Source organism: Sphingobium tyrosinilyticum (genome assembly GCF_042654265.1).
GTDB lineage: Bacteria > Pseudomonadota > Alphaproteobacteria > Sphingomonadales > Sphingomonadaceae > Sphingobium > Sphingobium tyrosinilyticum.
In genome coordinates this window covers 58,674-71,529 of the sequence record NZ_JBHSFZ010000004.1, presented here as the reverse complement: position 1 = coordinate 71,529, position 12,856 = coordinate 58,674, and the positions used below count along the sequence as shown (strand labels likewise).

The 12,856-nt window shown below is 62.1% G+C and carries 13 protein-coding genes; 5 read left to right on the top strand and 8 right to left on the bottom strand.

The genetic code is table 11. The annotated features are described in order from the left end of the window. Position 1 precedes the first annotated feature (1 nt). Together ACFO3E_RS02870 and ACFO3E_RS02865 are read left to right on the top strand one after the other, a co-directional pair. Positions 2 to 1,753: an N-acyl-D-amino-acid deacylase family protein gene (locus ACFO3E_RS02870; RefSeq protein ID WP_066530940.1), complete on the top strand. Its 1,752-nt coding sequence runs from the start codon at positions 2 to 4 to the stop codon at positions 1,751 to 1,753. Between the two features lie 63 nt (positions 1,754 to 1,816). Then, complete coding sequence (locus ACFO3E_RS02865; protein ID WP_380802388.1) at positions 1,817 to 2,341, top strand: VOC family protein; 525 nt, start codon at positions 1,817 to 1,819, stop codon at positions 2,339 to 2,341. Between the two features lie 138 nt (positions 2,342 to 2,479). Here ACFO3E_RS02865 and hsh3 read toward each other — a convergent pair whose 3' ends face one another. The 3 genes from hsh3 to ACFO3E_RS02850 are packed head-to-tail and all read right to left on the bottom strand — an operon-like array spanning position 2,480 to position 4,794. After that, the gene (hsh3, locus tag ACFO3E_RS02860; RefSeq protein WP_380802386.1) at positions 2,480 to 3,196 is read right to left on the bottom strand and encodes a 7-beta-hydroxysteroid dehydratase Hsh3; all 717 of its coding nucleotides are present in this window, start codon (positions 3,194 to 3,196) and stop codon (positions 2,480 to 2,482) included. Between the two features lie 26 nt (positions 3,197 to 3,222). Further along, a complete protein-coding gene (locus ACFO3E_RS02855) occupies positions 3,223 to 3,984 on the bottom strand; it encodes an SDR family NAD(P)-dependent oxidoreductase (RefSeq protein ID WP_380802384.1) in 762 nt (253 codons plus the stop codon). Positions 3,985 to 4,029: 45 nt separating this feature from the next. After that, positions 4,030 to 4,794 carry an SDR family oxidoreductase gene (locus tag ACFO3E_RS02850; protein ID WP_380802382.1) on the bottom strand — a complete coding sequence of 255 codons (765 nt, stop codon included), beginning with the start codon at positions 4,792 to 4,794 and terminating at the stop codon, positions 4,030 to 4,032. Between the two features lie 103 nt (positions 4,795 to 4,897). Between ACFO3E_RS02850 and ACFO3E_RS02845 the strand changes: the two genes are divergently transcribed. Then, positions 4,898 to 5,785 (top strand): helix-turn-helix transcriptional regulator, encoded by an 888-nt coding sequence (locus tag ACFO3E_RS02845; protein WP_066530953.1) that lies wholly within the window; start codon positions 4,898 to 4,900, stop codon positions 5,783 to 5,785. 125 nt (positions 5,786 to 5,910) lie between these two features. Here ACFO3E_RS02845 and ACFO3E_RS02840 read toward each other — a convergent pair whose 3' ends face one another. Genes ACFO3E_RS02840 through ACFO3E_RS02830 form a run of 3 tightly spaced genes read right to left on the bottom strand, consistent with a single transcriptional unit; the run spans position 5,911 to position 8,815 of the window. Continuing rightward, entirely contained in the window at positions 5,911 to 6,852 is a 942-nt protein-coding gene (locus ACFO3E_RS02840; protein ID WP_380802380.1) for a haloalkane dehalogenase, read from the bottom strand. 2 nt (positions 6,853 to 6,854) lie between these two features. Beyond that, positions 6,855 to 8,030: a sulfotransferase family protein gene (locus ACFO3E_RS02835; protein ID WP_380802379.1), complete on the bottom strand. Its 1,176-nt coding sequence runs from the start codon at positions 8,028 to 8,030 to the stop codon at positions 6,855 to 6,857. A gap of 38 nt (positions 8,031 to 8,068) precedes the next feature. After that, positions 8,069 to 8,815, bottom strand: a complete 747-nt coding sequence (locus tag ACFO3E_RS02830; RefSeq protein ID WP_066530961.1) for an SDR family NAD(P)-dependent oxidoreductase — start codon at positions 8,813 to 8,815, stop codon at positions 8,069 to 8,071. A gap of 141 nt (positions 8,816 to 8,956) precedes the next feature. Between ACFO3E_RS02830 and ACFO3E_RS02825 the strand changes: the two genes are divergently transcribed. Both ACFO3E_RS02825 and ACFO3E_RS02820 read left to right on the top strand, forming a co-directional pair. Beyond that, positions 8,957 to 9,427 carry a nuclear transport factor 2 family protein gene (locus ACFO3E_RS02825; protein WP_380802376.1) on the top strand — a complete coding sequence of 157 codons (471 nt, stop codon included), beginning with the start codon at positions 8,957 to 8,959 and terminating at the stop codon, positions 9,425 to 9,427. A 170-nt stretch (positions 9,428 to 9,597) separates the two neighbouring features. Continuing rightward, positions 9,598 to 10,248 (top strand): TetR/AcrR family transcriptional regulator, encoded by a 651-nt coding sequence (locus tag ACFO3E_RS02820; RefSeq protein ID WP_066530965.1) that lies wholly within the window; start codon positions 9,598 to 9,600, stop codon positions 10,246 to 10,248. An 87-nt stretch (positions 10,249 to 10,335) separates the two neighbouring features. On the opposite strand, the gene ACFO3E_RS02815 is transcribed toward ACFO3E_RS02820, so the two are convergent. Both ACFO3E_RS02815 and ACFO3E_RS02810 read right to left on the bottom strand, forming a co-directional pair. After that, positions 10,336 to 11,337, bottom strand: a complete 1,002-nt coding sequence (locus ACFO3E_RS02815) for a cyclase family protein (RefSeq protein ID WP_066530967.1) — start codon at positions 11,335 to 11,337, stop codon at positions 10,336 to 10,338. Positions 11,338 to 11,378: 41 nt separating this feature from the next. Then, positions 11,379 to 12,338, bottom strand: coding sequence for an NAD-dependent epimerase/dehydratase family protein (locus ACFO3E_RS02810; protein ID WP_066530969.1), 960 nt, complete (start codon positions 12,336 to 12,338; stop codon positions 11,379 to 11,381). Positions 12,339 to 12,856: the final 518 nt, after the last annotated feature.

Genomic DNA, 12,856 nt, shown 5'->3' with positions numbered 1-12,856 from the left:
GATGACGGACATGCTGATCCGCGGCGGCACGGTGGTTGATGGCACGGGCGCGCCCGGCTACGCCGCCGACGTACGCGTGGCAGGAGCCAAGATCACCGAAATCGGCACGGGGCTGACTGCTGCCGCCGGTGAGGAGGTGGTGGACGCCAGTGGTTGCTATGTGACCCCCGGTTTCATTGAAAGCCACACCCATTATGATGCGACCATGTGGTGGCAGCCGGACCTCGATCCGCTGCCCGGCAATGGCGCGACCACGGTGATCCTGGGCAATTGCGGTTTTTCCGCAGCGCCGCTTTCGAAGGAAAAGGCCGCGCAACTGGAGATGATCAAGATCTTCTCCTTCTTCGAGGATATCCCCCTAAAGCCCTTCCTCCAGCATGTCCCGTGGGACTGGGAGAAATGGTCGGAGTATAAGGCGTCGATGGCGCGCAACATCAGCCTGCCCGCCAACTATTCCGCCTTTGTCGGCCATATCGCCCTCCGTCTCGCTGCCATGGGGATAGAGGCTTGGGATCGCGCCGCGACAGCGGAAGAGGTCGCTCGCATGGCCGAATTGCTGGACGATGCGCTGGCGGCGGGCGCGCTTGGCATGTCCGACAATCTGCACGACCATGATGGTGATGATCGCGCCATCCCGACGCTGCTGGCGGACGATGCCGAGTTCGAGGCGCTGTTCGCGGTGATGGAACGCTACCCCGGCACGACCTATCAGGTGATCATCGACACCTTCATGCGCAAGACAGGTCCCGAAAGCCTTGAACGGCTAGGCCGCCTGCTCAAGGGTCGCGCGATCCGCATCCAGGTCGCGGGCGCCGTGCCGACGCTGGAGTTCCAGAAGGACATTCTGCCCCGGCTTCAGGACACGATGGCGAAGCTGAAGGCGGAAGGCGTCGATATCTGGCCCGGTTACGCGCATGTCTCGCCCACCAGCACGCTGAGCCTCGTCAAGTCGCTGATCTTCGCCCAGTCCAACGATTATGTCTGGCATGAGGTTGTGCTGGCTGAAACGCATCAGGATAAGGCGCGGCTGCTTGCCGATCCGGATTGGCGCGCGCGAGCGCGGGAAAGCTGGGATACGAAGGCTTGGCCTCATTCGCCGATGAACAACCCGCAGGACCTTTATCTGCTGGACAGCGAGAATGGCGCGGGTCCCGTGGGCGGCACGCTCAAGGAATTTGCCGACGCGCGTGGGCTGCATCGGTCGGACGCGATGGCGCAGTGGATCTTGGAGAATGGCACCAAGTCCACCGTGCATATGGCGCCCTTCCCCAAGGATGAGGACCTGACGATCCAGCTGATGCTGGATCCCAAGACAGTCGGCAATATTTCCGACGCGGGCGCGCATCTGCAGATGCTGTGCGGCGGGGGCGAGAATATCCTGCTTTTCAGCAAATATGTGCGCGAGGGCTTGTTGACCCTGGAGCAAGCGATCCATGTGAAGACAGGTAAGCTCGCCAACTTCTTCGGCTTGCACGATACGGGCGAGATCAAGGTCGGCCGCCGCGCCGATATCACGGTCTTCAACCTTGACGAGGTCGAATATCGCAACATGGAGAAGCGCTTCGATGTGCCCGATGGCGACGGCGGCACCACATGGCGCTTTACCCGCCCGGCCGCGCCCATGCGGCTGACGCTGGTGAACGGGGTCAAGACCTTCGACGGCCAGAGCTATACCGGCGCGCGGCCTGGCGAATATCTCGCGCCGACGGCCGCAGTGAACGACGCGCTGGCGTCCCTGGAAGCGGCGGAATAAGGTTGGGAGGGAGCGGGCGGTTCGCGCCGCCCGCTCATTTTTTGCGAATAAGGGAACAGGCGCTTGGGCATATTCGGTGCGATCGATCAAACGGGCATATTGGTCCAGGACCTCGACGCCAGCATCAGCCGCTGGATCACCCATTCAGGCGTCGGGCCGTGGACGGTCTTCCGCAATGTGAGGCTGGACGGCAGCTATCGCGGTGAGCCTACCGTCGTCACGATGGATGTGGGCCTCTCCTATCAGGGCGAGATGCAGATCGAACTTATACAAGTCACGAACGACGCGCCGTCACCCTATCGGGGCGATGATGGACGGCCCCTGCTTGGCCTCCATCATCTTGCGCGCATTGTCGATGACCTCGACGCGGCTGTGGATGCTGCCGTTGCGGGTGGCATGGAAGTCCTGTTCACCGCGCAGAATCCTACAACGCGCGTGGCCTATCTCCAAGTGCCCGGCGAGCCCGGCCAGTTGTTCGAATTCATCTGCGGCGCGGATATGCGCGCCCTGTGCGAAGCGGGCATCGCCGCTTCGCGGTCATGGGACGGCAAAAATCCAGTGACTGTGATTGATTTCGCTGTGGTGTGACAGGTTTCTGGATATCTAATGGCTCCGATTGGAAGCGGTGAAGATTGACCAGCTGACCAGGCAGCGAGATTCCAATATTGTCATTAAGGGCATATCCGCCAGGAAGTTATTGTAGTCTCGTAGCGACTTGCATGTCGCCTACCGGTCGAGATGAGCGTAGTCGAACTGGCTGGTGGGGATGATGTCGATTCTCGAGAAATCGATGAACCCGGCGCAGCTGTCTGCCATTTCCTTTGTATTATGCGAGAACTTGGCTTCGTCGCCAACGGCGTCGAAGAAGACGGGCGCGTCGGTCATCGCTTCCAGGGGGAAGCATTCCTCGACAAAGGCATCATAGTCAGGCGCGTTGGGGGTCAGCGCGCGGACGATGATGTTTTGGACATATTCGAAATTCGCCTGCGTATCGATGGCGACCCGGGTGTGATGGTGGTGCCAATGGGCGACCGCATCGTCCCAGCTCATGTCGGGGCGGAAGGAAATGAAGCTGGCCTGCGACCAGCCCCAGGTGCGTGATCCGGCCTGCGGCGCATGATCCTTGTTGGGGATGATGGTAGATTCAGCAACGACCCACGCTTCAAACCGGACGCTATGATCGGCCAGAGCGGCGTCGATTTGTCCACGGAAATGGGCGTTGGCGGTGGGGAGCCAGAATTGGACCACGGCGTCCTGCTGGCGTTCCTGCCACTGCTGGATGAGCGAGGATGCAGGCTCTACCGTGGCATCACGCAGGTTCAGGCGGATGCCGTATGCCCCGGCCGCCTTGAGCGCGGCGGGGAGGGTGGATTTCAGGCGTTCGGCATAGTCGCCGCGGCTTTCACCTTCCGGCGCCCACAGGGCGCAGATCAGCTTTTCCATGATCGTCTCTCCAACTATTTTCTATGTCAGTCGAAATTGGCCTGGCCGCCGTCGAGCGGGATGGTGGCGCCAGTGAGGTAGGACAGGTCCGATCCGCACAGGGCGACGATGGCGCGGCCAATATCCTCCTCCAGCCGACCGATGCGATCGAGCGGGATGGTGCGGAAAAAGGCTTTCGCTTCGTCCGGATTATGTTCGATCCACATTTTAAGGCCAGGTGATTCCGCATGGGGCGCGATGGTGAGGACGCGGATATTCTGCCGTCCCCATTCGGCTGCGCCAGCGCGGGTGAGGACCCGCGTTGCCTGCTTGATCGCACCATAGCAGCCGTAGCCGCTCATGTCCCAGCGGATGCCCGCGGAAGAGGTGAAGTTGAAGATGGTGCCGCCGCCGCGCCTTTCCATGTGCGGGCGGACCAGCTTCATCAGGCGGAAGGTGGCGAGCGGGCCGGATTCAAAACCTGCCAGGAAAGCTTCGTCGGTCACCTCGTTGAGCAGGCCGAGCGGCACTTCCTGCGCATTGTTGACCAGGATATCAACGCCGCCAAGATCGCGCACGGCGGTATCGACTGCCGATGCGAGATCGTCCGCCGCCTTCACATTGCAGGCGACCGCAATGGCGCGCACGCCGCGTTCTTCGACGAGGCGCGCGGTTTCCTGTACTTTTTCAAGGGTGCGGCCCGATAGCAGCAGATCGACGCCTTCGCTGGCCAAAGCGAGCGCGACGCCCTGGCCAATTCCCTGTCCCGCCCCGGTGATCAGGGCGACTTTGCCTTTAAGAGCCGTCATCGCTCTATCCTTTCGATAAGATTTTGTTGATCGGGTGTGGGCGCGTCAGACCTGTTGCGGTCGCAGGATCGCGTCGCTGCCGCCGTCGATGAAGATGATCTGGCCGAGCAGATACTGGTTTTCCATACCGAGGAGGAAGTCGATCAGTTCGGCGATTTCCTCTGGCGGCGCATAGTCCTTGACCGCGATCGGATTGCTCTGGGCGATGAGCTTCATCATTTCGGGCTCGCCGAACAGGGGCTCGGTCATCGGGGTCTTCACCACGCCGGGGCCGATGCCGTTCAGCAGGATACCCGCGCCGCCCCATTCGGGGGTAGCGGCGGCGCGGCGCACCCATCGTGACAGCGCATTTTTGGACGTCGCATAGGCGTTGCCCGGCTCTGCATTCATGGCGTCCAGTGCGCCCCCCTCATCCCCGGCAAGGCAGAGTTCCACAACCTTTGGATTGTTGGGCAGCATGGCGGCGGTGGAGCAGATGGCGACAGCACGCGGACGCGGAGACTTGGCGAGCAGCGGGCGCAATCCCTCCAGCGTGGCGACTGCGCCAAAATAGTTGATGGCGATGGTCTGAGCATCCCGATCCTGGGCGGAGATGCCGGCACCTGCGAGCACGCCATCGATGCCTTCGGGCGCAAGACGGGATATTTCCGCCACCATATGGTCGCGGCCAGCCGCCGTACCGAGATCCGCATCGATATCCGAATTGCGCAGATCCACACCGATGACATGGTGGCCGCCGTGCTTCAGCCTGTCCCGGGTCGCAGCGCCGATGCCTGATGCTGCGCCGGTCACGACAATGGTCCTGCTCATACTGACACTCTCCGTCTTTTGCTTTGTTGCGTTGTTGATGGCAGCTTTTTCTGCGCATCGCCAGTGCTTGTTATGGGGGTCGTATGAGATTATCGTTGTGTCGATGGCGCAACAGGCTTTGATTGAAACGGGCGGTGCAGCGAGGGCCCCGGCGGAGCCGTGGACCGTGCTGGCGGCCGCTGCAAGCAGCGTCGCGCGCGTCGAGCTGCGGCGCTACGAGCTGCCGAGTCCCAATGAGATGTGGGAGTTGGACGATGCGCCTATCCTGTCCTTCGTTATGCCGCGCGCGGAAGGGACGCAGGGCGAGATCATGTTCGACCTGGGCGACCGGCGGCGGCACAAGGTCGGTCGCTTGCTCTTGCGGCCGGGTGGCATCGCCATGCATTCGCGCGGCGACGGCGGGATGCTGGACATATTGGCCTGCCGCTTTGATCCGGTGCGTTTCGCGGCGGTTACGGGTCTGGCGGAATGGGACTCCCGGCGGTTGAGCCACTGCGCTTCGATCCATTCACCTATCTTGATGACACTGGCCGAGCGGTTGAAACAGGAGACGGTTGCGCCGGGCTTCGGATCGGAAATGGCGGTCGAGGCGCTAGTGCAGTTGATGATGGTGGAAGTGGCGCGGCTGTTCCGGCGGAAGCCGGTGCATGAGGCGGGGCAGGGTGGTCTTGCACCCTGGCAGCTGGCGCGGATCGAGGAAGCGTTACGCTCAAGCGACGGGGAATGGCCAACGACGCAGGTGCTGGCGAGCCTGTGCGGGATCAGCCGGTCGCATCTGTCGCGCAGTTTCGCAGCGACGGCAGGGGCGGCGCTGTCCGATTATGCCGCGGCAATACGGATTGAACGTGCGCAGGACATGATTCGAGGCGGTGCCTTGCCGATGAACCGGATAGCTGAGACGCTTGGCTTTGCGACGGCGAGCGCGTTCAGCGCCGCGTTCCGGCGCGCGACAGGGATGACACCGCGCGCGTTTCGGCGGGGGTTTCATTAGAGGGGCGTGCGCGCCCTTCGACAAGCTCAGGGCGAACGGGCTTGGGGGTTGCGGCGGCTTTCGTTCGTGCCAAGGCCTTCGACTGCCTGCTTGCAGCAGGCGCTCCGGGCTCGAAGCGAACGGGGTTAGTTATTGGCCCGTAGAAAGCTGATCAGCACTTGCGCTAAGGGCGGCCCCTGATCCTCCTGCACGAAGTGGCCGCCGTTGCTGATGCGTGTGTGGGGCTGGCCCTTTGCGCCGGGAATGCGGCGTTGGAAAACCTCTTCCCAGGCGATCGTGGCCGGGTCCTGATCGCTGAAGGCGGTTAGGAAAGGCTTGTCCCAGCTTTCGAGGAAACGCCAGGTAGCGCGGTTTGCTTCCAGCCCTTCGGTGTCTTCGGCGATCGGGATGCCGCAGGTGATCTGGAGCATGCCTTTTTTGTAGGAGGCGTCGGGGAAAGGGGCGGCGTAGGCGGCGAGTACTTCATCAGGCACATCGGTGACGCAGGCGCGGCCGACGAGCAGGTCCAGCGGAAGATCCTCGCTGGTGCGGCAGGTTTCGACCCAGGCGGCGATCGCCTCGCCCGGCCAGTCGGGCACGCCGAGCGGCGGCGGGTCGCAATTTTGCAGCAGCGTATTGGCGGCGAGGATCGCGGCGAAGCGGTCGGGACATTCTGCAACGACGCGCAGGCCGATGGGACCGCCCCAATCCTGGCAGACAAGGGTGATACCCTTAAGTTCGAGCGCTTCGACGAAGGCGCGCATCCAGGCAACGAAGCGGTCGAAGCCATAGTCGGCGCGGCTGGCGGGCTTGTCGGACTTGCCGAAGCCGATCATGTCGGGCGCGATGACGCGATAGCCAGCCGCCACGACAGGGCCGATCATGTGGCGGTAGAGATAGCTCCACGTCGGATTGCCGTGCAGCATGAGGACGACGGGGGCATTGCGGTCCCCTTCATCCACATAATGCATGCGCAGTGGCCCGAGGCGCGCATCCTCAACCTCCACATAATTGGGTGCGAAGTTATAGCCCGGCAGTCCTTCGAAACAGGCGTCGGGCGTGCGCAATATGCCGGGCCGGACCTCCATCGTCAGAGAATGTAGCGTTCGCGATAGGCGGCGAATTCGCGCTTGATCGCTTCTTCGTCCAAGCCGAAGCGCTCGAGCGAATAGTCGTGCATCGGGCGCTGTTCGCGCTTGTTGCCGGCGAGGAATTCGGCCAGCACTTCTTCAAGCTGCGCATCTACGGGGATGCCCATGCGGGTGAGGACGCGCTCGGCCTGTGCCATGGGCTCCTTGCCCACTTCGCGATAGTCGATATCGATGAAGCGGTCTTCGCCGATCCGTTCGCGCGCGGCTTCGAACATGCGCATCCATTCGACCAGGCGGGGGAACCAGAATTCACCTACTTCCCGGTCGGTGAGCGTCGCGCTGAGCTTATAGAGCGCCGCCTGCATCGAGACATAGGAGGGGACGGTCTGTAGCGGGTCGCGGTGCGTCATGATGAGCAGCGCGTCGGGGAAAGCCTTGGCCGCGACCTCGGTATAAGGGAGGTTGGATGGGCTCTTCAAAATCCACTTGCGGCCCTTGCGCGAGGGGTCCTGCCACTGGAGATATTTGAGGATGGTCTTGAGGTCTTCATGCCCCTTCGACTGGTCATATGTGTTCAGCCAGCGGGTGAAGCTGGGCACATAGTTCATGCCTTCGATCATGGTGCTGACGAACATCTGGCCCAGCACCAGGATTTCCTCGTCTGGCGCATCGGGTTCGAGGGGGTGGATGGAGGCGAGTTCGGGCGACAGCTGGAGCCAGCCATCGATCATCGCCTGCGCATAGGCGCGGCGCTCGACCGGGTTGCCGCGCTCTTCGCCGGGGAAGGGCGCGATATTCTGCGCTTCGAACCAGCGCAGGCCGGTCATGCCCGGCGCGCTGGCAAGCAGGCGCTGGAAGATGGTGCTGCCGGTGCGCGGCAGGCCGAGGATGATGCCCGCGACATCGACCTGTTCATCCAGGATTTCGGGATGGCGCTTGATGTCCTCGACCATGCGCAGACGGCTGACCAGGCCCTTGACGATCACTTCCACCGTGCCTTCGCGGCCAACGGGCGTCAGCCGCCCTTCGCGGTTGGAGGCTACGATAAAATGGTCCATCGGTTCCAGGAACCAGAGGTCGCCAAAGTCGGTGAGCCCGGCCCTTTCACGCGCCTGCTGCAACAGCGCCTCACGTTCGAGGGGCTGGGTTTGGGTCTGATCGGGCTGGGTCGCCATAGTCGTCACTCTTGTTGAAAGCTTGAGGTGGATACCGGTCAGCCGGCCGTCTGTCCGCCATCGACGGTGAAAGCGGCTCCCGTAATCCGGCGGGCTTCGGAAGATGCCAGGAAAGTCACCGCATCGGCGATATCATCGGGCGTCGCCATGGCGCCGCTGTCGAGCCAGGATGCCGAGCGCATGACCATCTGCCAATCGATGTTTTCCGGGGGCGCCTCATGCAGCATCGGCGTATCGACGCCGCCGGGGCACACAGCGTTCACGCGTACGCCTTCCTTCGAAAACTCAAGCGCGAGCGCCCTGGTCAGGCCGACGACGCCATGTTTGGAGGCGGTATAGACCGAGTTATAAGGAACGCCGACAAGGCCAGCAGCCGACGCCATGTTGACGATATTGCCGCGGCGTTCGATCAACTGGGGCATGACGGCCCGGCACATTTGATAGACGCCGGTGAGATTGACCGAAATGACCCGGTCCCAGCGCGTCCGATCCACATCGGCGAAACGGCCGAAATCGAGAACGCCCGCGATGTTGCAAAGAATATCGACGCCGCCATGCAGGCTGATCGCGCGATCGACCATGGCCTGGCAGGAAGCTTCGTCAGCGACGTCGAGCGCCAACGCGGTGACGCCCTGGCCGATTCCCCGAGCGGCGTCTTCCACCCCAGCGGCATTGCGGTCGCCAATAACGAGCTTTGCGCCCTCGGCCGCGAACCGCTTTGCCACGGCCAAGCCGATTCCCGACGCTGCGCCAGTCACAAGGGCGATCTTACCTTCAAGCCGCATGCAAACTCTCCTGACAAACTGTGTAGTTGATTAGTGTTTGCGCCAGACTGCTACGCATTTCAAGGCTGAAAGCCGTATAAACTTGACAAGCGCGAACCGGATGGGCCTCTTCTCACCCGGACAAAAAAAGGAGGATGTCTGATGCTGTCGCTTCAGGAAATTTCGGATCGGCTGGAGATTCAGGACCTTCTGTCCCGCTACAGCTATGCGATCGATGAACGGAACTGGGACGCGTTAGACGATGTGTTTACGCCGGACGCGGTGATCGACTATAGCGAAACCGGCGGGGCAAAAGGCAGCGTGGCGCAGATCAAGGCATGGCTACCTGTCGCGATGGAGCGATTCCCGCTGTTCCAGCATATGGTCGCCACGACCAAGCTGGAACTGGAGGGCGATAGCGCTCGCAGCCGCACGGTGCTGTTTAACCCGATGGTCTATAAGGCCGAGGACGGGAAAGAGCAGGTGTTCTTCATCGGCCTATGGTATCGCGACAAGCTGGTCCGCACGGAACAGGGTTGGCGGATCGCAGAGCGCTATGAAGAGATGGGTTATGCCCATAATGTGCCCGACATGCCGCCCATCCCGCCTGTTGAGGACGTCCAGGTTTCCTGACGAGGTGATTTTCCTCCGGCGCGAGCGCTGGTCCAGTCGCGATTGCGTCCTTGGGCTGCCCGATCCGTCCCTATCTGAACGGGCGGATATGCCCTATAGCAGGGCGCGAGCCGCGCGCGTCCGGCAGCGGTTCTGTGTGCAAAGCGAAAAGGGAAGAGCGACGCCAGCCAATGCAGAGCAGTGAGGCAGAGAAGATTGATGCGGGAACAAAGCGCCGGGTCGGCAGGCCCAATGCGCGGGAAGCTGAACTGAAGCATGAGGCGATGTTGGAAGCGGCGCTGGAGGAATTTTCCCGGCACGGTTTTCATGGAGCATCGGTCCGCGCAATCGCGGAACGGGCGGGCGTATCGACGCGCACCTTGTATAATCGCTACCCTGACAAGGTCGCACTGTTCGAATCCTGCTTGGAAATGTCGGCAATCAAGCATCATTTCCCCGCTGGGGGGACAGGGACATTGCACCAGCAGTTGGTCAGTTATGCCCTTCATATGAACGGGCGGCTGAATCATGATCGCCAGGTCCGGCTTGCCCGCGTCATCTTTCGCGAGTGCACCAGCTTTCCCCAATTGGAAATGGTGTCGCGGCGGCAGTTCGAACGCTTTCAGTTGGAGCCCGTGCAGACGATATTGGCAGCCCACGGGTTCAGCGCGGAGCAGGCACGGGAACTGGCGAGTTTCTACGTTACGTTGCTGTTCCGGCGGTGGCAGGACCGGGTCATCTATAATGAGCGCGCTATGACTACCGCCCAGATCAAGGCCAACGCCGAAACCGTCACCCGTCTGTTCCTGAACGGTGCGTACGCGATGTTGAACGGGAGCTAGTGGCGGCTAGCGAGTCGGTTCGGCTATTACCGACGATGTCAGGTGCCACTGGTGCCAGTCGCTTTCTATCGACAATGAGCAGAGCGATCAGACAGTGGCGACCGGCGTCACCGGAGAGCCCACGCTGCCCGGCAAGCGCAGCGGCGGGGCGGTGAGCAGGAAGGCGTGGCGCTGCCGTTCGCCCAGCCAGGCCGCCAGCTCTTCCAGATACCATAGCTCGCCCAGGAAGATGCCCTGACGGAAAAGGCAAAGGTCATGGATGGGGAGGCGGATTGGCGGCGGTTCGGGCGAGAGAATGGCGCCAAGTGCTTCGATCGCGACATTGTCTGAACAGATGGCGACGATGTCGCTGTCCGTGATCCATTGCAGCAGGCTTTCGTCGCTGCCGTCGAGCGCGCACCCTGCTAGGGTCAGTGGCGTGTCATCGCCGCGCGCCTCCCGGTCGAGGACCAGGCGGTCAAAGCCGGTATAGAGTAGCAGGAAGTCGCCGGGGCGCAGTTCCACCCGCTGCGCATCCATTGCGCGCAGCAGATCGTCCCGGGTGACGGCGCGGCTTTCTATACCATAGGCGGCTTTGAGATTGACCATCACGCCCCGACCCTGCACGCCTGCGGTCGCGAGTGTCTCTATGCCGAGTGCATGAGCGCACGTGGCGCCCGTTTGCCCGACGGGGCCGCTGACGTCGTCGCCGGCGCGGAAGCCGTTATAATAGACGAGTTCGGCGACCCCGTCCCCATCCGCGTCGAAGGCCCGGCCACGGTGCGACAGAGCGTCCCACTGCGTGGAATGTTGGGTGTAGAGTAGCACCCGGTCGTCGCAGGTGGTTTCTTGGCCGTCCGGATCGAGACGGTTGAACATGCCGCCTTCTTCATCGCAGGCCGCGCTTAGCTGCGGCGGCTGGCGGAAGGGCGCGAAAGGGATGCTGGGCACGTTGAGCGGAAGGCTGAGCGTGAACGCGATACCGTCCTGGACTTCCGCCATTGCAGCGCGGCGGCGCTCTGGGGTCAGCAGGTTCATGCGGCCGATCTGGTCGTCCTCGGCAAAGTCGCCCCAGTTGGAACCTTCGGGCCTGTTCACCCATCGCGGCATGGATTTCCCCTTCTCGGATTATGCTGTCTCAGGGTGGCCGTTCAGCTACCGGGCGGCAAGGGGGCATTTTTCGTTGGAGCCCGGCCGGGATAAAGCTGTGCCAAGACGCGGCGCAGTCCATCGCGCCAGCCGACCCGACACGGCCCGGTGATCGCGAGGCGGCGGGCATTATCGACGCCTGACCCCGGCTGAGCGCCGGGGGCTGGAGTAATCTCGATTCGGGCGGGCATGCCGAGCAGTTCGCCCGCGAAGGCCGCCATCTGTTGCACGCTCACCATCTCGTCACCGGCCCAGTTGACGATCGTTGCCGGTGTGCTGGCGGCGGCAAGCAACGAGGGGAGCTGGGCGAACAAATCGTCGTCGTGGATAGGATTATAAGGGCAGGGGTCTGACCGTGTGGTCCAGGGGCGGCCCTGCGAGACCGTTTGCGCAACCAGCGTGGGCAGGCCGCCGCGCGGGCCGTAGGAAGCGCCCATGCGCGCGATGGTGATGGGGATGTTGAACTCGCGCGCGCAGTATCGGGCGACGGACTCCTGCGCAATCTTCGCCACCGAATAGGCGGCCATGCCGGGCAGCATCGCGTCGCCGAGCGGATCATCCTCACGATAGGCGTGGCAAGGATCGGGATGCGGCCTATACACCGAAACGGTGGACATGATGAGTGCGGCCTCAACCGTGCGGCAGTGGGACAGAAGGAGACCGGTGCCCTCGGCATTGACGCTGATCGCGCCGTCATAATCTTCGCCCTGCACAGTTGCGGCGAGATGCAGCAGATGGGTGAAGTTGCTGGGCAGGCCAGAGAAATCGGGCTGTCCCAGGTCGATGGCCAGAGTGCGGATGCCCGCCAGCTCCACCTCCCGCCGCTGTGCCGCGTCACTGAAGCGGGCGATGCCCCAGACTTCATTTTTGTCGGCGAGAGCGCGGGCCAATGGGAAAGCGATTTGGCCGGCAGGACCGGTGATCAGGATCTTGCATCCTTCTAGGGGGAGTGGTGCCGTCATGGCGTGGCAATAGGGTGTGGGTAGCCGCGGGCACAGCACGAAGCGCATTTTTTCACATGATCGAAAAAGCCTCCACTGAGCGCGCAGCCGTGCCCTTCGTTTGGAAATGCGAAAAATTCCTGCCGGTTTCTGCGATTATTGGAATGAAAAAGATATATTTACTAATGATTACCATATTGATTTGCAGATTTGTCTCCCCTATCGGAGCGTCAATAAGAGCGCTGGACGCAGAAGCGCCATCGATGTCAGGGAGTTGATGCGTGAGGCTGAATACAAGCTGATAGCTACAAGCGGAGCTGGGCCGCAACGGGCCAGGCGTTTGCACGCATTGCTGCCGACATAAGCGGTGCCCCTAGGTCGGGGCAGGCGCGACCTGATTTTATTTAGCAATTGAACGCATGGTGCCGAGGCATTGCTCGGTGCCAAACGCTGGACAGCGATCGCAACGCGTCGTCCAGATCAAAATAAAAAATGCAAAAATGGAGAGGATTTTCCGGCGGTGGCAGCGATGCCGCACG

Excerpts from the sequence above, each read along its gene's own strand:
- ACFO3E_RS02825 (WP_380802376.1), top strand. The coding sequence starts at position 8,957 with ATGCTGTCGCTTCAGGAAATTTCGGATCGGCTGGAGATTCAGGACCTT.
- ACFO3E_RS02850 (WP_380802382.1), bottom strand. The coding sequence starts at position 4,794 with ATGAGCAGGACCATTGTCGTGACCGGCGCAGCATCAGGCATCGGCGCT.
- ACFO3E_RS02845 (WP_066530953.1), top strand. The coding sequence starts at position 4,898 with ATGGCGCAACAGGCTTTGATTGAAACGGGCGGTGCAGCGAGGGCCCCG.
- ACFO3E_RS02810 (WP_066530969.1), bottom strand. The coding sequence starts at position 12,338 with ATGACGGCACCACTCCCCCTAGAAGGATGCAAGATCCTGATCACCGGT.
- ACFO3E_RS02835 (WP_380802379.1), bottom strand. The coding sequence starts at position 8,030 with ATGGCGACCCAGCCCGATCAGACCCAAACCCAGCCCCTCGAACGTGAG.
- ACFO3E_RS02870 (WP_066530940.1), top strand. The coding sequence starts at position 2 with ATGACGGACATGCTGATCCGCGGCGGCACGGTGGTTGATGGCACGGGC.
- ACFO3E_RS02830 (WP_066530961.1), bottom strand. The coding sequence starts at position 8,815 with ATGCGGCTTGAAGGTAAGATCGCCCTTGTGACTGGCGCAGCGTCGGGA.
- hsh3 (WP_380802386.1), bottom strand. The coding sequence starts at position 3,196 with ATGGAAAAGCTGATCTGCGCCCTGTGGGCGCCGGAAGGTGAAAGCCGC.
- ACFO3E_RS02820 (WP_066530965.1), top strand. The coding sequence starts at position 9,598 with ATGCAGAGCAGTGAGGCAGAGAAGATTGATGCGGGAACAAAGCGCCGG.
- ACFO3E_RS02855 (WP_380802384.1), bottom strand. The coding sequence starts at position 3,984 with ATGACGGCTCTTAAAGGCAAAGTCGCCCTGATCACCGGGGCGGGACAG.
- ACFO3E_RS02815 (WP_066530967.1), bottom strand. The coding sequence starts at position 11,337 with ATGCCGCGATGGGTGAACAGGCCCGAAGGTTCCAACTGGGGCGACTTT.
- ACFO3E_RS02840 (WP_380802380.1), bottom strand. The coding sequence starts at position 6,852 with ATGGAGGTCCGGCCCGGCATATTGCGCACGCCCGACGCCTGTTTCGAA.